The organism is Aquimarina celericrescens (assembly GCF_042682765.1).
In the GTDB taxonomy this organism is placed as follows: Bacteria; Bacteroidota; Bacteroidia; order Flavobacteriales; family Flavobacteriaceae; genus Aquimarina; species Aquimarina celericrescens.
Genome location: NZ_JBHUHY010000034.1, coordinates 43,473 through 64,638, shown reverse-complemented (window position 1 = coordinate 64,638; position 21,166 = coordinate 43,473). Strand labels below are relative to the sequence as shown.

General features: G+C 33.9%; 20 protein-coding genes. 7 read left to right on the top strand and 13 right to left on the bottom strand.

Features of this window, described 5'->3' with window-relative positions:
• Positions 1 to 54: 54 nt before the first annotated feature.
• Complete coding sequence (murI, locus tag ACFSJT_RS19850; RefSeq protein ID WP_378322099.1) at positions 55 to 849, top strand: glutamate racemase; 795 nt, start codon at positions 55 to 57, stop codon at positions 847 to 849.
• A 7-nt stretch (positions 850 to 856) separates the two neighbouring features.
• Here the strand turns inward: murI and ACFSJT_RS19845 are convergent, their stop codons facing one another.
• Both ACFSJT_RS19845 and ACFSJT_RS19840 read right to left on the bottom strand, forming a co-directional pair.
• The gene (locus ACFSJT_RS19845; RefSeq protein ID WP_378322098.1) at positions 857 to 1,588 is read right to left on the bottom strand and encodes a LytR/AlgR family response regulator transcription factor; all 732 of its coding nucleotides are present in this window, start codon (positions 1,586 to 1,588) and stop codon (positions 857 to 859) included.
• A gap of 22 nt (positions 1,589 to 1,610) precedes the next feature.
• Complete coding sequence (locus tag ACFSJT_RS19840) at positions 1,611 to 3,833, bottom strand: histidine kinase (protein WP_378322096.1); 2,223 nt, start codon at positions 3,831 to 3,833, stop codon at positions 1,611 to 1,613.
• 219 nt (positions 3,834 to 4,052) lie between these two features.
• On the opposite strand from ACFSJT_RS19840, the gene ACFSJT_RS19835 reads away from it, so the two are divergent.
• On the top strand, positions 4,053 to 5,225 hold the full coding sequence (locus tag ACFSJT_RS19835; RefSeq protein ID WP_378322095.1) for a VWA domain-containing protein: 1,173 nt from the start codon (positions 4,053 to 4,055) through the stop codon (positions 5,223 to 5,225).
• A gap of 14 nt (positions 5,226 to 5,239) precedes the next feature.
• Positions 5,240 to 5,746 (top strand): rhodanese-like domain-containing protein, encoded by a 507-nt coding sequence (locus ACFSJT_RS19830; protein ID WP_378322094.1) that lies wholly within the window; start codon positions 5,240 to 5,242, stop codon positions 5,744 to 5,746.
• A 43-nt stretch (positions 5,747 to 5,789) separates the two neighbouring features.
• Here the strand turns inward: ACFSJT_RS19830 and ACFSJT_RS19825 are convergent, their stop codons facing one another.
• Positions 5,790 to 6,809, bottom strand: coding sequence for a PorP/SprF family type IX secretion system membrane protein (locus tag ACFSJT_RS19825; RefSeq protein WP_378322093.1), 1,020 nt, complete (start codon positions 6,807 to 6,809; stop codon positions 5,790 to 5,792).
• A 254-nt stretch (positions 6,810 to 7,063) separates the two neighbouring features.
• On the opposite strand from ACFSJT_RS19825, the gene ACFSJT_RS19820 reads away from it, so the two are divergent.
• The 4 genes from ACFSJT_RS19820 to ACFSJT_RS19805 all read left to right on the top strand — a co-directional run bounded on the left by ACFSJT_RS19820 (position 7,064) and on the right by ACFSJT_RS19805 (position 11,499).
• The gene (locus ACFSJT_RS19820; RefSeq protein WP_378322092.1) at positions 7,064 to 7,969 is read left to right on the top strand and encodes a NifU family protein; all 906 of its coding nucleotides are present in this window, start codon (positions 7,064 to 7,066) and stop codon (positions 7,967 to 7,969) included.
• A gap of 125 nt (positions 7,970 to 8,094) precedes the next feature.
• Positions 8,095 to 8,295, top strand: a complete 201-nt coding sequence (locus ACFSJT_RS19815) for a dodecin family protein (RefSeq protein WP_378322091.1) — start codon at positions 8,095 to 8,097, stop codon at positions 8,293 to 8,295.
• Positions 8,296 to 8,445: 150 nt separating this feature from the next.
• Entirely contained in the window at positions 8,446 to 10,482 is a 2,037-nt protein-coding gene (locus ACFSJT_RS19810; RefSeq protein WP_378322090.1) for a thioredoxin domain-containing protein, read from the top strand.
• Between the two features lie 321 nt (positions 10,483 to 10,803).
• Positions 10,804 to 11,499: a hypothetical protein gene (locus tag ACFSJT_RS19805; protein WP_378322089.1), complete on the top strand. Its 696-nt coding sequence runs from the start codon at positions 10,804 to 10,806 to the stop codon at positions 11,497 to 11,499.
• A 63-nt stretch (positions 11,500 to 11,562) separates the two neighbouring features.
• Here the strand turns inward: ACFSJT_RS19805 and tsaB are convergent, their stop codons facing one another.
• The 10 genes from tsaB to ACFSJT_RS19755 form a co-directional block, all read right to left on the bottom strand.
• Entirely contained in the window at positions 11,563 to 12,228 is a 666-nt protein-coding gene (gene tsaB, locus ACFSJT_RS19800) for a tRNA (adenosine(37)-N6)-threonylcarbamoyltransferase complex dimerization subunit type 1 TsaB (protein ID WP_378322088.1), read from the bottom strand.
• A 36-nt stretch (positions 12,229 to 12,264) separates the two neighbouring features.
• Complete coding sequence (locus ACFSJT_RS19795; protein WP_378322087.1) at positions 12,265 to 13,539, bottom strand: efflux RND transporter periplasmic adaptor subunit; 1,275 nt, start codon at positions 13,537 to 13,539, stop codon at positions 12,265 to 12,267.
• A gap of 78 nt (positions 13,540 to 13,617) precedes the next feature.
• Entirely contained in the window at positions 13,618 to 14,952 is a 1,335-nt protein-coding gene (locus ACFSJT_RS19790) for a TolC family protein (protein WP_378322086.1), read from the bottom strand.
• 59 nt (positions 14,953 to 15,011) lie between these two features.
• A complete protein-coding gene (locus ACFSJT_RS19785; protein ID WP_378322085.1) occupies positions 15,012 to 16,124 on the bottom strand; it encodes an efflux RND transporter periplasmic adaptor subunit in 1,113 nt (370 codons plus the stop codon).
• 64 nt (positions 16,125 to 16,188) lie between these two features.
• Positions 16,189 to 17,454, bottom strand: a complete 1,266-nt coding sequence (locus ACFSJT_RS19780; RefSeq protein WP_378322084.1) for an ABC transporter permease — start codon at positions 17,452 to 17,454, stop codon at positions 16,189 to 16,191.
• 1 nt (position 17,455) lies between these two features.
• Entirely contained in the window at positions 17,456 to 18,706 is a 1,251-nt protein-coding gene (locus tag ACFSJT_RS19775) for an ABC transporter permease (RefSeq protein WP_378322083.1), read from the bottom strand.
• The gene (locus ACFSJT_RS19770) at positions 18,699 to 19,400 is read right to left on the bottom strand and encodes an ABC transporter ATP-binding protein (protein ID WP_378322082.1); all 702 of its coding nucleotides are present in this window, start codon (positions 19,398 to 19,400) and stop codon (positions 18,699 to 18,701) included. The genes ACFSJT_RS19775 and ACFSJT_RS19770 overlap by 8 nt, the downstream gene beginning before the upstream one ends.
• Positions 19,401 to 19,618: 218 nt before the next feature.
• Positions 19,619 to 19,846, bottom strand: coding sequence for a hypothetical protein (locus ACFSJT_RS19765; protein WP_378322081.1), 228 nt, complete (start codon positions 19,844 to 19,846; stop codon positions 19,619 to 19,621).
• Between the two features lie 47 nt (positions 19,847 to 19,893).
• Positions 19,894 to 20,436, bottom strand: coding sequence for a DUF420 domain-containing protein (locus tag ACFSJT_RS19760; RefSeq protein WP_378322080.1), 543 nt, complete (start codon positions 20,434 to 20,436; stop codon positions 19,894 to 19,896).
• Complete coding sequence (locus tag ACFSJT_RS19755; RefSeq protein ID WP_378322079.1) at positions 20,429 to 21,163, bottom strand: SCO family protein; 735 nt, start codon at positions 21,161 to 21,163, stop codon at positions 20,429 to 20,431. Before ACFSJT_RS19755 ends, ACFSJT_RS19760 begins: the two co-directional genes overlap by 8 nt.
• Between the last annotated feature and the right edge of the window lie 3 nt (positions 21,164 to 21,166).

The window sequence follows — 21,166 nt, the reverse complement described above, 5'->3', positions numbered from 1 at the left end:
AATTTAAAAAACAGTAAGAAGCTATTCTTACTGTTTTTTACTTTTGGAGCAATAATGACACAACAACGACCTATCGGCATATTTGATTCTGGAGTTGGAGGAACCTCTATTTGGAAAGAGATTACTCATGTATTACCCCATGAAGACACCATCTATCTGGCAGATAGTAAGTATGCCCCATACGGAAAAAGAAGTAAAGAAGAAATTCTTGCCTTAAGTATTAAAAACACAGAAAAACTTTTAGAGTTAAACTGCAAAATTATTATAGTGGCCTGTAATACGGCCACTACAAATGCCATTAAAGAATTAAGAGCCACCTACGATGTTCCGTTTATAGGTATAGAACCCGCTATTAAACCTGCTGCAATTCATACTAAAACCAAAAAAGTGGGGGTTCTTGCTACTAAAGGCACATTATCCAGTGAATTGTTTGCCAAAACCTCAGATCTATATGCCAGAAATATAGAAGTAATCGAAGTAATTGGTACCGGATTAGTAGAACTTATAGAAGCAGGACTAATAAACAGTCCTGAAATGTTTTCATTATTAAAGTCTTATCTCGACCCTATGCTAGATCAAAACATTGATTATCTTGTTCTAGGATGCAGCCATTACCCTTACCTCATTCCTACCTTAGAAAAAATTCTTTCTGATAAAGTTACCATTATCGATTCTGGTGAAGCCGTAGCACGTCAAACCAAAGCAATATTAGCATCTAATAATATTTTAAATACAACTTCGCAAAAAGGCACTCATCAACTTTTTACCAATGAAAATGTCTATACGCTGCAAAGTCTTTTAACATCAAACACTAACATTACATATACTATTAATACGCTTGATTTTTAACGCAAGATTATTTGAAATAGTCCAAAAGCGCTCCTTTTTTGGAAGAAGAAACTGACAATTCTTTTCCTGAAGAAATTACTATACTCCCACCCTTGCCTTTTCTATACCTGGTTATTTTATTCACATTCACCAAATAGCTCTTATGTATTCTTGCGAAACCTTGAGTATTTAGTGAGTCTTCAAAATACTTAAGTGTTTTACTAACCAATCTTTGTCCTTGTTCCAGAAATATCTTGGTATAATTATCATCTGCCTGGCAATACAAAATCTCAGAAATATTGAGTACCTCAAAACCGTCTTGTTGAGGTATGGTAATTTTGTCCTCGACTACAGTTATCTTAGGCACTAAAACAGCATCTTGAAGGTCTGCCTCTCGCTGTTTTATATGAGCCACATGATCAACTGCTTTGATTAGATTGTCTATTGCAATAGGTTTTAGTAAATAATATGTAGCCTGAGCATTTAGAGCATCTACGGCGTAGTGATCATAAGCAGTAACAAAAACAATCTCGAACGTACGATCAGGTATCTGTTCCAAGAGATCAAAGGCATTTCCATAAGGCATTTCTACATCTAAGAATAGGATATCTGGTGTATATGATTTTAATAAAACTAAGGTTTCTTGCACGCTTGCGGCTTCCCCTAAAACACTAACAGAAGGACAATACTTTTTTAAATAATTTCTGAGGATCGTTCTACCATTTGCCTCGTCGTCTACAATAATTGCAGTTAAATTCATACGCAAAAATTTAATACTCTTCTTAGGTATCTTTTTTAAGAGTTAATTTTACTTCGGTTCCTTCGGTACTATCTTCTAAGTCAGAAATGAAGACATCAACCTTATCTTTATACATTTTATTGAGTATAGCTATTCGTTTTTTGATATTACCCATCCCCCTCGACTTTTGCATTTTCTGATTACTAGTTTTGAGATCTTGTGATTTCTTGCGCCCGATACCATTATCAGCGATCAAAATTTCTATTTTATCACTATCAATTTTTTTAAACTTTATAGATAATAACCCTTTTTCTGATTTGTACCGTAAGCCATGCCACACGGCATTTTCTACATAAGGTTGCAGTAACATGGGCGGAATCATATATTCGGATACATTAATTTCGGGATCAACATCTATAGTGTAGTCAAACTTATCCTGAAATCTAAAATGCTCTAACTGCACATATACCTGTAATAATTCAATTTCTTTTTCTAGCGGGATAAAATCTTGTTCACTATTTTCCAGAACAGCTCTCATCAATACCGAAAAATCAGTCAAATATCGATTGGCTGTTCGTTCATCACTAGCAGCTATAAATGTGTTAACAGAATTTAAAGCATTAAAAATAAAATGAGGATTCATTTGAGATCTTAATGACTTTAAAGCCAGAAGATTATTAGCATATCGCTGTTGCTTCATGTTTCGGTACATCAGATAAGCTGCAAAAAGCAGTAAAATCGTAAGGCCTATTAAAAAGTAAATTATAATTTGTTGTCGTATAGTTTGTTGGTTTGCTAATTGTTGAGATGCCAAAGCCAACTCATACCGGGTTTCACTAAGCTCTCTATCTTTTTCTAAGGTTGCAATGCGATTTGCACTGGTTGCCAACTCTCTTCTAAATCGGGCAGCTTGAGATATCTCCTGATCTTTTTGAATATATAGCTTATCAATGATTACTTCATATTCTTCAAAAGCTTCAGATGCCTTTTTTAATTCTCCTTTTTCTCTATATACTTCTCCTAGCTTTCGGGTAGCGTCTTTTTGAACTATCAAATCATTCTTTGACTCGGCTTCTTTAATACTTTCATCTAAATACGTAATTGCTTCATCATATTTTTCCTGAGCAGCAAACGCATTGGCTATTTTATAATTCTGTACTTGTGGAGTCAATGATTTATCTTGTTCTGCTGTAGATAGAGCGTTAGAATCATTTTGTCCCTCTTCTTCTATTTCTTCGATATCTTCAAGCGCTTCTTTTCTAAGCCGTATCTCTTTGTCAAAACTTTTACTTTTACTGTAAAAATCGGCTGCTACGCTACGCTGTCTTGCCGCTGTTTTTTTATCTTTCTGATTTGCCAGTTCTACAGAACTGTCCAAATACTCTTCGGCGTCCGACATATTCCCTTGCTGTTGCAGGAGTTCAGCCAATTTTGAATTTAATAAAATCACTTTATCATCTAGTCCTTTACGTTGGCTTAATGACAGCGCTTTATTATAATTGGTAATTGCTTCAGTAGTCTTTTCTAATCCAACATAACTATCTCCCAAACCTTCATAAATCATGACTCTTTGATTAGAATTTAGCCTGGATCTCTGCAGTTCATTGAATGTCTTTAACGCCTCCTGATAGTTCTTGTTTTTTAATCGTGCGTTTCCTAACTTGATTTTTACTTCAGTATCATACCTATTATTCAGGCTTATCTGATAATTACTTTCAGCCAAATCATGTTGCTTCCAGTAATCATAAATATCGGCAAGCGTTTCATACAACTTAGCTTTTTTGTCATCTGCATTTGGATCATTATCACGTAGATTTTCTAAGGCTTTAGTGATGTATTCTATACTTGTTGTTGCATCTTCCTTTAAAAATTGCTTTGCCGCTTTTAGATTATCTTCAAATATAGATTGACTCGACTCTGCTTTTTTACTCATCCTTACAGACTCTTCAGGATAATCTTCAACCAAAACATCAATTCTCTGGTTATCCTTAATAGTATAGCGTACTGTTGTAAAGCTACCATGACTAATAACAAGTTCGTCACCAACCCTGGCTTCTATCCTGAAGTCCCCAAAAACATCTGTGGTAACAGTTCTTCCTCCCAGTATGGTAACTTCTGCCCCTTGCACTGGCTCTCTGGTTCGTTCGTCTTTTACCGAACCTTTGATACTCATTCGTGCCAATTCTCGTGAAGCAGGGGTTTTCTGAGCAAAAGCCACAAAAGGCAAAAGCCAAAACACCACTATTATCAAACTAATCTTCTTCATCCCTTACTCTTACAATATGATAAACTTACTTTATTTAAATGGAATTATGAAATGCTTCATTTCGGGCCATCTCCTTTATGGAGCTTTTTATAGTAAAAAAAGAAACTTTACTAAACTATTCACCATGTTCACTCATTCGGTTTGCCATTTTACTCATTTCAGGTTTTTATCTAAAAAAGTTGAACCTACTTTTATTCCAAATTATAAAAAAAGAAAAAGATGAAAAGATTTATGATCTGTAGTATTTTAAGTTTGCTTACCTACACGTCTTGTACAGCAAAGAATAAAAAACATAGTGAACTTATAACTCATAAAGAAAAAACACACGAGATTCACACTACAAAAACCGATCCTAATACTCGTCATATACAAGTAGCTCTATTACTAGATACTAGTAACAGTATGGATGGACTAATAGACCAAGCAAAGGCACAATTATGGGAAATAGTTAACGAACTATCGTATGCCAAATGCGAACATAATAGAATTAAACTACAGATTGCACTTTATGAATATGGAAACGACGGCCTCCCATCGAGAGAAGGGTTTGTAAGACAAGTTTTACCTTTTTCTGAGGATCTTGATGAAATATCGAAAGAACTTTTTGCCTTAACAACCAACGGTGGAAACGAATACTGCGGTAAGGTAATTAACACCTCGATAAACCAATTAGATTGGAAAAAAAATAACGATCATCTAAAACTAATTTTTATTGCAGGAAACGAGCCTTTTACTCAAGGACCGGTAAATTATACAGATGCTGCTACTGATGCTTTGGAAAAAGATATCACAATCAATACTATTTTTTGTGGTAACTATAGACAAGGAATCGATACCATGTGGAAACACGGTGCCGACATTACTCATGGCGAGTACAGTGCAATAGATCATAATCAACAAACCGTACATATTGTTACTCCTTATGATGACATTATTTTACAGTTAAATAATCAACTTAATGACACATACATTTATTATGGAAATCGAGGAGCACAAAAAAGAGAACTACAGAGAGAACAGGATAGTAATGCGAGAGGATATAGTGCAGCCAATGCAGTTAGTCGAACCATAAGCAAAAGCTCTACCTTTTATAACAACAAAAGTTGGGATCTTATTGATGCTTCAGAAGATGAATCTTTCGAAGTTGAAGAAGTCGCTAAAGAAGAGCTTCCAGCAGCACTTAGAGAAAAATCTAAAGCCGAACTAAAACAATATATCGCTGAGAAAAGTAAAAAACGTAAAAATATACAACAAAAGATTCGGGATTTAAACGAAAAGCGTGTTGGATACATCAAAAACCACAGCAAAAAAGAAGACACAAATCTGGAAGCAGCCTTATTGAATGCAATAAAAAAACAAGGTCAAAAAAAGGCATTCACCTGGGAGAAATAAAATAAACAGGATCTATGAAAACTCTAATTAAAATAATGATAATGATACCATTCGCTATACAAGCACAAGAAAAAAAAGAATTACCTAAATCAAAAGTAGATTATAATTCATTTCTAGATATCTCTGAAGAAATATTACAATACAGAGAGGAAAGACTGATCCCGTTACATGAATTTCTGGAATATATGAAAGATGAAAATACCATCTTGTTAGATACTCGTTCTGAAACTGCCTATAAAAACAAACATCTTAAGGGAGCGATACACATCAATTTTTCAGATTTTACCAAAAATAAACTGGCAAAGTACATTCCTTCAAAAGATACCCGAATATTAATTTACTGCAACAATAATATTGATGGCGATCTGGACCATTTTGCTACCAAAATGGCTCCTTTAGCATTAAATATTCCTACTTTTATAAATCTCTATGGTTATGGGTATAAGAATATTTTTGAATTGTCTTCTTTGGTAGGGGTACAAGATGAACGATTACAGTTTGAAGGGGCAGCTGCCAAATAAAAATTAATACACAAGAAGAAACACAAATTATCAATAAAAATATCTAGTGAGAATTCACCGCAGGACATTTACAATTCCAGCGTTCTTTAATTTTACCGAAGTCATATCCTAGAGTAAGCTGATGAAATCCACCATCACTTAGTACTACAGAATTGGATTGATAACTAAAGGTATAACCCACCATCCATTTTTTATAATTAACTCCTAAAAAAGGTGTAAAATATTGTAACTGCTGATTCTCTATAGAGGTACCATCTTCAGAGAATTCTGCTCCATCAAGACTACGTCTGTATGAAAGTCCTCCCCATAAGGTGGTCTTTTCATTAAGCTCTCTATAAACTTTTGCATTAGCATCAAAGCTACTCTCTTGCGTTTGGTCTGTAGCCTGATATAATATAGAAGGTTCAAGACTCCATTTATCGTTAAACTCAAATACACGGCCCAAAGAGGCTACATATCGGCGCTGATTATTTGATTCTTGAACAGGCGTATTATTATCAAAAATATCTCTAGTTGTTGGTAATATATTTTTTACAGTAAAATGAGCATACCACTCCAGGTAGTTGTACGATAATCCCACATCCATATTATAATATGCATCTTTCTGAACTCTATCTAAAATCACAGGATCCGGATCAACAGGATCATCAAGACCTCTTAAGTCAACATTAGATTGAATAAATCCACCACTAATCCCAAATGAAAGCATATTTAAATCTGTTCTATCTCTAGAAAATAACAAATGATATGCAAAAGTCACATAAACTCCAGTTTGAGAAAATCGGCCATTTTCATCTTTAAACACGATTCCTCCCAGGCCCGTCTTATCACCCATTCTAAAATTCATATTCGCTGATTGTAAATTGGGAGCATTATCTACATCAAACCATTGTTTTCTTGCAGTTAATCTAATTTTATTAGCATTTGCCGCCCCAGCCATGGCAGGATGTACCAGGTAAAGATTATCAGAAAGATAATCTGCATATACTGGAATACCTTCTTGCGAAGAGGCAAATTGAGAAAGTAACATTAAAAATATTACATAAGTCGTTCTTAAGTTCATTTAGGCACTGTCTTTTAATTGGGGACAAACAGAGTTCGTGAATTAAATGTAAACTATAAAAAACAGTTTATATTGTGGGGCTTCACTATTAGTTTTTAAATATATAATTAATTATCGCTGGTCTCAAAGATATAAATTTTTGTTAGAAATTAAGATTTTAAGTGTATTATGTATAAGTTGTTAAAATATGTTAGGGGAGGATTTATGACCATGATTATAGCATTGCTTTTAGTAAATTTGCCAAAAATTAGTTTATGGAAAAGAATTTTGAAATAAAAATAGAGCATACCTCAAATCCTGGTATAGTTAAATTTGAAGCCAATCATTTTTTGACGCAACATACCAGCTATGAGTTCGAAAATATAGATCAGGCAAAAAATTCACCTCTCGCACAACAACTGTTCTATCTGCCTTTTGTTAAAAGAGTATTTATCTCTCAAAACTTTGTGGCAATAGACAAATATGATATCGTAGAATGGGCAGATGTTGAAGAAGAAGTAGCAGAACAGATCAAGAATTATCTCAATGATGGCCAACCTGTAGTCACAGAAACCGAAACTGGTAAAAAAGTACCTATTACCATTTATGCCGAAAGTACTCCTAATCCTGCAGTACTAAAATTTGTTGCGAACAAAAAATTGGTAACAGCTGGTCACGAGTTCAAAAATATAGATGATGCCAAAGAGTCGCCGTTAGTACAAGAGTTGTTTCATCTACCTTTTGTAAAAGAAGTCTATATAGATGAAAATTACATCTCTATAAGCAAATACGACATGGCCGATTGGAATGATATCACTTTAGAGATCAGAGAGTTTTTACGCAATTATCTAGAACAAGGTAAAGAAGTGTTGTCTGCAAATGCTGTAGTATCCAAAAGTGAAATAGAAAAACAAGCCGACCTCAATTTTGAAAACCTTGATGACGTTTCTAAAGATATCATAAATATCATTGAAGAATATATTAAACCAGCAGTAGCTAGTGATGGAGGAAATATTTTATTTGATTCTTACGACCCAAAAAGTAAAGGCGTTAAAGTCATCTTACAAGGTGCCTGTAGTGGATGCCCTTCTTCTACCTTTACACTTAAAAATGGTATCGAAAACATGCTCAAAGAAATGTTAAAAGATAAAGTTGAATATGTTGAAGCGTTAAATGGGTAGTTAAACGAATAATGGTTGATTACATGGGAAATTGTCATTAAAAGAATGATTGTTTTTATTTTAAAAGAGCAAAGTATCTCGTATCTTAGAGAATCTCGTAAAATATTAACCAAAAAAATATTAAAATGGCAATTGTTAAAACTATTGAAGTGATCGCAAGTTCTGAAAAAAGCTGGGACGATGCAGCAAAAAATGGAATAGAAGAAGCAGGTAAGACTGTAAAAAACATCAAATCTGCATGGGTATCTGATCAAAAAGTTATTGTAACCAATAATGAAATAGCCGAATACAGGGTAAATCTTAAAATTTCTTTTGTAATCGATTAAAAACTTTATCATTTCTTTGATAACAAGCATCTTAATTAATTAGGATGCTTTTTATATTTTTAGAAGATATTAAAATCAACAATTGTGAAATATTGGTTCATCTTTATTTTAATTCTAACAACTTCTTGCACAAACCAAAATAAACCTTCTATGGAAGAACACGATTACAACAATGATTTAATTCATGAAACCAGTCCTTATCTATTGCAACATGCTCATAATCCTGTCGATTGGAAACCATGGGGAGAAAAAGCACTCGATCAAGCAAAAAAAGAGAATAAACTTATAATCGTTAGTATAGGATATGCTGCTTGTCATTGGTGTCATGTGATGGAACATGAAAGCTTTGAAGATCCAAAGGTTGCAGAAATAATGAATAGTAATTATATTAATATAAAGGTAGATCGAGAAGAACGGCCCGATATAGATCAAGTATATATGAGTGCCGTACAATTGATGACTGGCAGTGGTGGATGGCCTCTTAATATGATCGCTTTACCCGATGGAAGACCCGTATGGGGCGGGACTTATTTTCCTAAAGGAAATTGGATTGATGCCCTAAACCAAATTTCAGATTTATATGAAAAGCAACCTGAAAAATTGTTAGAATATGCTGAAAAACTGGAACAAGGTATTAAAGCAGTTGATGTTGTAGAAATAAATAGTGACGAAATTAATTTTGAAAAAGATTTTATTGATTCTTCAGTAAAGCAATGGAGCAAACAATTTGATCATAAAAAAGGAGGAACAAAAAGAGTCCCAAAATTTATGATGCCCAATAACTATCACTTCTTGCTCAGATATGCACATCAAACAAAGGACGAAGAATTGTTAGCATATGTAAAAAACACTCTTACAAAAATATCGTATGGAGGTATTTATGATCATGTTGGAGGCGGATTTTCAAGATATTCTACAGATGCTAAGTGGCATATCCCACATTTTGAAAAAATGTTGTATGACAACGCTCAATTAATCAGTTTGTATTCTGATGCATATTTGGTTACAAAAGATACATGGTTCAAGAACGTAGTTTTAGAAACATTAAATTTTGTATCTAGAGAACTCACCAACGAAGAGGGTGCATTTTATTCGTCTCTAGATGCCGACAGTAAAACGGAAAGTGGTGAATTAGAAGAAGGTGCTTTTTATGTTTGGTCCAAAGAAGAGCTTAAAACGCTTCTAGGCGAAGACTTTACCCTTTTCTCTGATTATTATAATATAAATGATTATGGAATATGGGAAAAAGGAAATTATGTTCTAATCAGAAAAGAAGGCAACTCTGATTTTTGTAATGAACATAAGATTAGCAACGAATTGCTAACCAACAAAGTAAAGTCCTGGAAAAAAGCATTACTCGATCATAGAGAAAAGCGTTCCAGACCAAGATTAGATGACAAAACGCTCACCTCCTGGAATGCCCTAATGCTTAAAGCGTATCTTGATGCTTATAGAGTTTTTGGAGATCAAGAATTCCTAAACAACGCCATAAAGAATGCCACGTTCATAAAAAAGAATCAATTAAAAAGTGATTATTCTCTATTTCATAATTACAAAAATGGCAAGAGTACTGTAAATGGCTACCTCGAAGACTATGCTACAGTAATAGAGGCCTTTATTCTATTATATCAAAATACATTAGACCCTGAATGGTTAGACATTTCAAAAAGGTTAGCAACATATACTATTGACCATTTTTTCGACAATGATCGAAATATATTCTATTTCACTTCTGACAAAGATCCACAACTTATTGTGCGTACAATTGAGTCCAGTGATAATGTTATTCCTGCGTCAAATTCAATTCTTGCTAAAAGCCTGTTCTTATTATCTCACTATTATAATGAACCTACCTATAAAGAAATAAGTGAAAATATGCTGCACAATATGAAGTCACAAATACAATCTTATCCTTCTGGATATTCTAATTGGCTTGATCTCATGCTTAATTTTACTTTTGACTTTTATGAAATAGTTGTTGTAGGACACGAAGCTGAAAAGAAAATACAGGAACTACATCAAATTTATATTCCTAATAAATTGTTGGCTGGTAGTACATCAGATTCTGAAATGGCCTTATTAAAAAACAGATTTACTGATGATGAAACATTGATTTATGTATGTGTTAATAATGCATGCAAATATCCTGTAAACGAAATAAATGATGCCGTTAATTTACTTGATTAACTAACTGCTTCTCGTTAGTAAATCTAATATCAATGAGTATATGTTTTTTTAAAGAAATCACAGTCAGATTAGCTTGAGTATTCTTAGTTTAAACGATGAAAATTAACGAATTACAGAATTTTTATAGCCAATAAATTGTAAAAATTATGGTTTTACCATAAAAAAATTATGTTAATTTAATATTAAATTTACCCTTTTCTCTTAAATAATTAAGCAATTTGTACTATACTTTACATAATTCGCAAAAATTCTAACAAAATCTCTCATTAATTGCATTTAATCTGGTATTTAACTAGTTTTATCGTAACCAAATCGATAAATATGAAAAGAATACTACTTTTGCTTTTTTTAGCAATAGCCCCAACATTATTCGCGCAATTACCCAGAGATTTACTTACGTCTACAGAGAGAATTTCGACTTTTGATGATTATGACGGTTCTGTTTACATGAAATCAAGATACAAAGAATCTAGTGTCATCGATGAAAAATCGGGAACCTATGATGCAAAACTTAAATACAACATCTTTACAGATGCGTTAGAATACAATCAAGGCTCTAATTTATTTACAATAGCAAAGAGACCGACAGTTCATGCCAGAATTGATGGTGACTATTTCTATTATTGTGATTTTAAAACACAAAGAGGACAAAAAAGAGAGGGTTATTATATCTTAGTCGAGTTGAATGACAAATATCGAATATATAAGAAATTAACTCTAAAAATAAAAGAGCCCTCAAAAAATTCTTTAACACAAGCTGACGATCCTGGTGAACTTAGAATGCTCACTACTTATTATCTGGAAGAAGAAGACATGATTATGGAGTTACCTATGAATAAACGAGACATATTGGCTACGTTTAATGATAAAGAAGGTGAGCTTAAAGAATACTTAAAGAGGGAAAAAATACGTTTAAAAAGGGAAGAAGATCTAATTAGATTTGTTGCTCGATACAGTGCGCTTAAAAGTGCAGATTCTAATCCATCGCAAAGTCTTTTAAGCACTCGGCGCAACTAAATACAGGTTTAAACAATTAATCATAAAAAATGTCATCTCTAAAGCTGGATGACATTTTTTCATTTAATTGGTGACAAAATCCTTCAGATAATAAGGCTCGAAGTAACTCACATCTTCAAAATCTTCTTTCTTATATTTAGAGAAACTTATTATTGCCATTTCCTTTGCCGATGGTAATTTATCTTCGATAAAGATTGCGTTATCATTCTTACAAATAGCAGAAAATTTTTCTACTCCATTGCCAATAAAATATACTTTCTTGTTTTCCATATATTCAGAAAAAGAGTGCTCTGCCAAAACTTCAGCTTTGGTTTCCCGTACTTGTTCGTACTGGTTAGAAAACACAGCAGCATATACTTCCATTCTTCGAGCATCAAGCATAGGAACTATATACGTATTCTCTTCTTTTATTTCTATTTGTAAAGCCAACGAATATAATGTGGATACTGATAGTAAAGGAATTTCAAGTGCGTAGCATAAGCCTTTAGCAGCAGAAACACCTATTCTTAACCCGGTATAAGAACCAGGACCCTTACTTACCGCTATAGCTGAAAGATCTTTCAAGGATAAACCTGCATCTTTAATAACTTTATAGATGAAATTATGTAATCGTTCAGCGTGAGAGTATTGTAAGCTGTAATCTTCTTCTAATGCAATTACTTTGTCATCGTGAGTCAAAGCAACAGAACAATTGGTAGTAGAAGTTTCGATACAAAGAATATAGGCCATCCTTCAAAAATTTTGACAAATATAGCCTATTACCTATTATTTTTCAGAATTTTTTTCTGTCTCGGTGGTTACCTTGTCTCCGGTCTTAAGTATTTTCGTAACCGTATTATACGGTCCTGTTATTACTTCGTCTCCTTCTTGTAACCCCTCTGTAATCTCAATGTTACTATCATCTTGAATTCCGGTTTTAATCACCCTAAGTTCAGCACTTTCTCCTTCTTTCACAAATACGCACTCAAATTTCTCATCAGAACCAGCGAGTTTTTCCTTAGTAGTCTTTTCAGGTACACTAGAGGTATCACTTTTGATTACGATAGCACTTATGGGAACACCGATAACATTTTCCCTTTTGTCTGTGATAACATCAACTGTTGCAGTCATACCGGGTCGAAATGGCGAATAACTATCAGGCTTTCCTTCAATTAAGTCTTTATAAGATTCTTCAAGAATTCGAACTTTAACCCTAAAATTAGTTACCTGATCAGCACTTGTAGCATTTTCTGCAGAATTAGCAATTTCTGTCACAAGCCCTTTAAATTCTTTTTTGAGATAGGCATCAACTTCTACAATAGTCGAATCACCGATAGAGACTTTAACAATATCATTTTCATTTACATCAACTTCAACTTCCATATTGTTAAGATTAGCAACACGAACAATTTCAGTTCCGGCCATTTGTTGGGTACCTACTACTCGTTCACCTAACTCAACCGACAATTTTGAAATGGTGCCACTCATTGGTGAATAAATGATGGTTCTACTTAGGTTATCTTTTGCTTCATTCACTGTAGCTTGTGCACTTTTGACATTATAAAAGGCAGACTGTCTTGCAGCCTTTGCGACCTCGTAAGCCGAGACTGATGCATCCCAATCGGCTTTAGAAATTACTCCTCTTTCAAATAACCCCTTGTTACGATCATAATTTAATTGGGCTTCTTTTAAACTTGCTTCAGCTTGTTGAAGTCCAGCTCTTACATTTTCTAGAGTTGCCTGAGATCTGTTTAATCCAGATTGTATGATATCAGGATTGATACGCACCAAAAGATCGCCTTTCTCTACTTGTTGACCCTCTTTGATAGGTAAATCAATAATTTCTCCAGATACTTCTGAAGAAAGCTTCACCTCTACTTCTGGTTGAATCTTACCTGTAGCAGCAACGGTTTCAACGATATTAATTTTTTCGATCTTCGTTGTAGATACCTCTTTAAAATTACCACTCTTACCAAACCACCCTGCCTTTTTACCGTAGATAAGCATTATGATCAAGAGTAATACAGCACCTAAAATAAAAAGTAATGTTTTTCTATTCATGACTCATTTTAACGTTAATTGTCAGATATGAAGTTACAATCTTTTAGATAATAGCCAAAAAATAGAAAGGCTACTTACTTATAATTTTATATCTGCTATCTTTATTCCGAAGTAAAGTTCTAAAACTTTCAGCTTAAAAATGTAATCGAATTTGTTCTGTACTTCCTGACTTTGCGCATTCTCTAATCTAAACTTTGACTGGCTAAAATCGAAGGCATTTGTCAACCCTACATCATAACGATCCTTTGCATACTCATAGGCTCGTTGTTGTGCCTTTACCGAAACCAACGAAGCTTCGTACGCCTCTGCAGCTCCCTTGGCATCCAAATAAGCCTGATATACATTGCTATCCAGATCTAATTGTGCTTGCTCCAGCTGAAATTCGGCTCGTTTTGTACTGATTTTATTTCTTTTAACATTAGCTCTTGTCGTGAAGCCATTTAGTACCGGTAAACTCAATTGTAAACCATACGAAAATCCATCGTTTTCATATAATTGTTCTGTAAAACCTCTAGATAAAAAGTCGTTATCTGCCCATCTGGTATTATATCCAAAAAATGCATTTAAAGTTGGATAATATCCTCCTCTTGCCAGCTGAAGATCTTTTTCTGCTAATAATTTATTTTGTTCTGCAATTTGAACTTCATATCTCGCCTCTCTTGCTTTTGCCATAACCTGATCTACAGGTTTTTCTAACATTTCTGCTCCTGGGACCAAATATTCCTGTTCGGCAATATCAAAACTTTCATAATCTTTGATTAATAACGTTTGCGCTAGGCTTATCAACGAAATTTGAACAGCATTTTCTGCCTGCACAATACGAGTCAGTTCATCTGCAGAGGTAGCTTCAATTTCTAAAAGATCTCCTTGCGGTAGTACTCCTGCATCCACCAAATCCTTAGTTCTTTGTAGTTGTTCTAATGTGATCTCATGTTGTTTTTCTATAACCTTTAAAGATTCCTTATTTAGCAGAACTTGCAAATAACTGTTTGCCACAAATAAAGCAATATCATCCTTTGATTTACCTAAATTATACTGACTCAACAACTTATTTAATTTTGCTCTTTGTAGCTGACGCAAATTACGTAAACCATCAAATAAAGTTAGTCCAACATTAACACCTGTAGTAAATGATGTAAATGTTGAAGTTTCAAATGCATTGGTTACGGGGTTAATGTTTGCTCCAGTATTTGAAGATAGGGTCCCGTTAGCACTCACGCTCGGTACAAAATTTCCCAAAGCGCCCAATCTATCTATACTAGCGGATTCTATATCCAATTCAGACTGTTTTATAGTAATATTATTTTCTAATGCATATTCTACACACTCACGCAATGTCCATTTCTTTTCTTGCGCCTGAATCCCAAACACTCCTAAAAGTGTTATTAATAAAATTGAAGTTTTAATTCGCATAATGCCTATAAGTATATAATTGATCGATGTTGTTACAAAAAAAATGATTTATTTAGAAATCAATTAGTAAACTCAGGTTTTTTAATAATATTCCATACCTTGAGTTTATCATCTTTGGTAATACCGCTTTTGATTTCCACATTAATCCCGTCACTAATCCCTAATTCAATATCTCTCTTCTCAAATTGTTGATCAGCAACTTCAATCTCTACAAAAGGTTTTTGCGTTTTGTCATCATATTGTATTAACGCTTCTTTGAGTGCCATAACACTATCAGCCCTTGCCAAAATTATAGAAGCATTAGCACTAAGTCCTGCCCTAATAAAGGTACTGTCTTTTTTCTTTAAAGTTCCTTTAATTTCAAATTGTATAGCACCATTCTCTTCATTTCCTTTGGGCGCTATATAATCTAAGACAGCATCAAATTTTTTATTTTCTATGGCTCCCACCGTAATTTCTAAAGGAAGGTTCTCTTTAATTTTTCCTACCTCGCTTTCATCAACCTTACCTTCAAAAATCATTTCGCCAACGTCTGCAACGGTTGCGATCGTAGTACCATCATTAAAATTATTAGCCTCTATCACTTGGTTTCCTGATTTTACAGGAACTTCTAATACCATGCCTGTTACCGTAGATCTTATCAAGGTATTGGCTACACTGCTCAATCCTCTAGCAGTCCCTGTTTTGACTATCTGATAATTTTGCTTTGCTGCATCATACGATTGCTTTGCTTGTTTAAAAGTTACATCAACACCGTCAAACTCATTGGCAGAGATAACTCCCTTATCAAAAAGTTCTTTTTGCCTGTTATAAATTTTTTCCTGATTATCAAGAGCAATTTTCGCACTCTCTACTGCATTTTGTGCGCTTTGTAAGGAAGAAACATTAGGGACTACTCTAATTTTGGCAATAAGATCACCTGATTTGATCTGATCACCTGCCTCTATAAAAATTTCTTCAATAATGCCTGAAATATTAGGTTTGATTAACACCTCTTCTTTTGGAACAATACTGCCGGTAGCAACTGCTTTTTTAATGATAGTTTCTATAGAAGCCTGTTCAGTTTCATAGGTTACAGGGTCTTCTTGATTTTTTTTATACAGGTAGTACAGAGATCCTACAAATACAGCCGTAATAATAACCAATATAATAATAGTAACAGTTTTTTTCATTTTTAGTATATAAAATTTGTTAAGCTATCCCAATAGGAAAAGCTAAATTTGATTGATTTACTCATTATTCTGAACGCAGTGCATCGATTGGTTTGGTTTTGATAGCCACTTGTGCCGGAATCAAACCTGCCAATAGACCACTAGTGACTAATATTATGAGAGCAATGAATACAACTGACAAATCCACACTTGGATTGGCAAACATAGTATCATTGCCAGGAGGTGCTCCATCTAACATTTTGTTAATCAAAAATATGATTCCGGTAGAGACGGCAATTCCTGTCATACCCGAAATGATAGTTAAAAATATAGATTCTAATAATATTTGTCCTCTTACCGCCCAAGGTGAAGCCCCTAAAGCCCTGCGAATTCCTATTTCATTGGTTCTTTCCTTCACAACTATAAGCATAATATTACTAATTCCAATAATTCCAGATAAAAGTATAAGTGTACCCACGAAGTATGCAACCCCTTTTAGAGCCACGAATAAACCATTAATTTTACTAAACTCGGCAAATAAATCAAAACTTCCCACAGCACGATTATCGTCAGGATGGATACTATGGTTTGTTTTTACTACTTCAATAATATCATCTTTAAGATTTGTAATGGATTGATCATCTTGAGCGGTTATTGCCATCCACCCTACACGTTCGCCATAATTAAAGGCTTGAGAAAAAGAAGTAAAAGGAACATAGATTTCTTTTTGTCCTTCTTCGCCATCTCCATTATTAGATTTTTTGGAGTACGTACCAATAACCATAAAATTAACCCCTTGTATTTTGATATATTCTCCTATGGGCTCTTCTCCCTCTGAAAAGAGTTCTTTTTGTACACCACTTCCTATAACTGCTACTTTTCTTTTATTATCTATATCACCGTAATTTATAAATCTTCCCGAGGTAATGTTTATGGGATCCTGTTTAATAATTTCAGGATAATCCCCATACACGTTGAAAGCTCCCGTATTGAGTCCTCTAACCACATTATTAGACCCACGAAAGCCTCCCAATTGATTTCTTGGAGAGATATACAGCAGTCCCGGCACTTCGCCTCTAATAGAAGGCACATCGCCTATTTTGAAATCATATCTTCTTCCTTTAGGCAGTCCTTTATAGGGCTTTGATACTGTTTGAGTCCACATAAACATAGTGTTCGTAGCAATGTCACCAAATCCTTGTTTTACACCGTTTTCTAGACCTTTACCTGCTGCTAAGAGAATTACTAAAATAAAGATCCCCCAAAAGACACCAAAAGCAGTCAATAAAGTTCTAAACCAATTAGCCGTTAGTGCTTCAAGTATTTCGTTCCAACTATCTCTATTTAACATATTATTCGTCTCTAAGTGCTACTATTGGTTTGATTTTAACAGCCCTCCAGGCTGGAAAAAATCCTGCTAATGCTCCTGCAAAAATAAGAATGAAAACCGTTGTAAGAGCTACGTTAAAATTTACAGAAGGATTGGCGATAAATTCGGTTTGGATCATAGGGCCGGCTAGCTCTAATAAGGCTAATCCTAAGATTAATCCTGTAAAACCTGCAATTGCCGTTACAAAAATAGCTTCTTGAAGAATCATTCCTATGATTGACATGGGTTGGGCTCCTAAAGCTTTACGAATTCCTATTTCTTTTGTTCTCTCTTTTACTATAATTAGCATAATGTTACTAACCCCAACTACTCCAGCTATTATGGTACAAATGCCAACCCACCAAAAAAATGCTTTTATCATGAAAATAAGATTGTAAAAACGTTTTGCATTTTCGAGTGAGTTATTTACTCCAATAGCCCTGTCATCCTCGGGAGCAATGATGTGCTTCGACTTAAGATAATTAGTCATATTCTCAACAAATTGTTCAGATTTAAGAACTGCAGTTTCAAAATTTTCTTCAGGTTTTAGTGTGTAAGCAAGTCCTTGAAGTTTCTGCCCCGTATTAAATATTTGTTGCGCAATGGGAGAAGGTATAAATACTCGATTTTCCTCCCTTTCTTCTGATTTTTCGGCGAAAACTCCGACAATTTTAAAAAGGATATCATTAATTTTGATAAACTCACCTATAGGGTCCTTCTTTTTATCTTTAAATAAATCGTTTTTAACTTTATTTCCGATAATGGCTACTTTACTACGTTCATTTATATCTTTACTATTGATGAACCTTCCAGCCACCATCTCTTGATTTTCTAACATTTGAAATTCGGGAAATACACCTTCAACACCATAACTCCCAGATTCTTTTCCGTAATTGACAACTACCCCCCATTGTCTAGCGCGAGATGATTTATATTCTAAAAGGTCTTCATTTTTTCTATTAATGAAATTATAATCTTCATTTGTAATCTCAATTCGCCTTCCAGGGTTCAATCCTTTATACTCTACAGAAGTGCTTCTGGTCCATACCCAAATACTATTAGACGCGTCGCTTTCAAATTCTTTTGAAATACCATTTTGCATTCCCTGTCCAACTCCCAACAAAAGAACTAAAATAAAAATTCCAGATGCCACCGATATACTAGTAAGAAACGTTCGTAATTTATTTTTGGCAATAGTGTCGAACATTTCCTGCCATCGTTCTAAACTAAACATTTACATTTGCTTTTACTTGTTTTACTATTGTATCATCAATGATAACCCCATCTTTTAAATTCACAATTCGTTTTGACATATTAGCGATATCTGGCTCGTGAGTAACAATTAGAATTGTTTTTCCTTCATCGTTGATCCCTTGTATAAGTTCCATAACATCATATGAAGTTTTCGTATCTAGAGCTCCGGTAGGTTCGTCGGCTAATAGCACTTTTGGTTCTGAAGCCATGGCTCTAGCAATAGCAACTCTTTGTTTTTGTCCACCCGATAATTCATTAGGAAGATGTGTAGACCATTCTGCTAACCCAACTTTTTCTAAGTAATGCATTGCTTTGTCTTGCCTTTCTTTTCTCTTTATCCCCTGATAATACAGTGGCAGAGCTACATTATCAACTGCATTTTTATAAGTAATTAAATTAAATGACTGAAAGATAAAACCCAAAAATTTATTTCTATACTGGGCTGCAATTTTTTCGTTCAGATTTTTTATGGGTAGACCATCCAAAAAATAACTACCGCTATCTGCTTCATCCAACATTCCTAAAATATTTAGTAAAGTAGATTTTCCTGAACCAGATGATCCCATAATAGCCACCAATTCTCCTTCTTTAACATTAAAATCTATTCCTTTGAGTACATGAAGCGAATTGCTTCCCATCTGGTAGGATTTATGTAAGTCTTTTATTTCAATCATACTACTTGAATAAGATGTGAGAGGCACAAAAATCATGCCTCGATAAAACAGAGACTCACTAACAGAACAAAAAAATTAAGTCAATCTTATAGTTTTCCCCACGAAGACTTTTTGATTGGTTAGTATGGTCTTTTAGATAAGACTAACCATGTACGATTTTTGTTACATTTCAAAATGTTATGAAAATGTTAAAATTTCTATAATATCGAATACTGTAACTATTTGGATGTAGAGGATTTTTTTTTGTTTTTGTAGATAAAATAGCCAACTGCTCCAATTAAGATATAAGGAATAATCATTAGGTAGACTATCCCATTATTAATCCCTTTTGCTGTTTCCTGTCCTTCTTCACTTTCTAAAACGGCTCTACACATAGCACATTGTGCTTCTGCCGATAAGGTAGTGAATACTAGAAATAGTACTATATATATGATCTTTCGATTCATTTGTTGATTTCTATCTGCGCTGGAATGACAGGTTAAAGTTTCAAATATTAATTATAATACGGTGATATCATTATATATACTATAACTCCTGTAATAGCAACATACAGCCAAATCGGAAATGTTATTCTTGCAATTTTCTTATGTTTATCAAATCGTTGAGACAATGCTCTAACATAGGTCACTAAAACAAAAGGAATTACAACCACAGATAATACGATATGAGTAATCAAGATAAAATAATATAGGTAACGAATAGCTCCCTCACCTCCAAACTTGGTAGAATCACTGGTCATATGGTAAGCTACATACATGATTAAAAAGAGTACAGAACAAAGAATTGCTGTTTTCATCAATCCTTCGTGTAATTTTATCTTTTTATTCTTAATCGCCCATAATGCCACCAAAAGAATTAGCGCCGTTAATCCATTAACCGAAGCATAAATTGGTGGTAAAAAAGTAAGTGGCTCGACATTAAACCCCAGTTTTCTTAAATTCACACCAAACAATGCAGCTACGACAAGGGGAATAGCGATCGATAGTACAATGATCCACTTGTTATATTTTTGTTCTATAGCAGTTGAATTACTCATCTTTATCCAGTAATTTTTTTATATCTTCTAATAAAATTGTTATCTGTTCTTCTTCTCCGTCGTTATCTGCCTTCTCATCTACGCTGATAGTTCCTCTATAATAAATAATTGGATTTCCAGAAGCGTCATATCGTGATCGAATATATCCGTCTTGATCAATTAATGCAAAATAACCGTTATGCTCGAACCCACCGGGAACATTGGGATTCTCTGCAGCATAAATGTTAAACCCTGAATTAGCAAGATCATAGATGTCTTCTCTATCTCCAGTTAAGAAATGCCAATCAGGATCTGTAACCTTATAATTTTCGGCATATGTTTTAAGCCTTCTTGGGGTATCATACTTTGGATTTATTGTAAACGAAGCTACTCCAAAATCTGGATAGTCTTTTAATTGATTCTGAAGGTATACCAGATTTTTACTCATTTTTGGGCAAATCGTAGGGCAACTTGTAAAGAAAAAATCTACCACATATACTTTCCCCTTATAGTCATGATTTGTAATTAAAACACTATCCTGATCCAGAAATGCGAATTCTGGTACTTTTTTTGGTTCTCCGTTAATTTTTATATACGAAAGATTTTCGTTTGTAATAGGATTATTGGCACTCATCCTATCATTTTTGATCACTGAAGTACTCTTTATTCTATTTACAATTTTTGGAATGAAAATAATACCAAAAATTAGTATAATAAATGAGATACCAACATATGAATACTTTTTCATAAT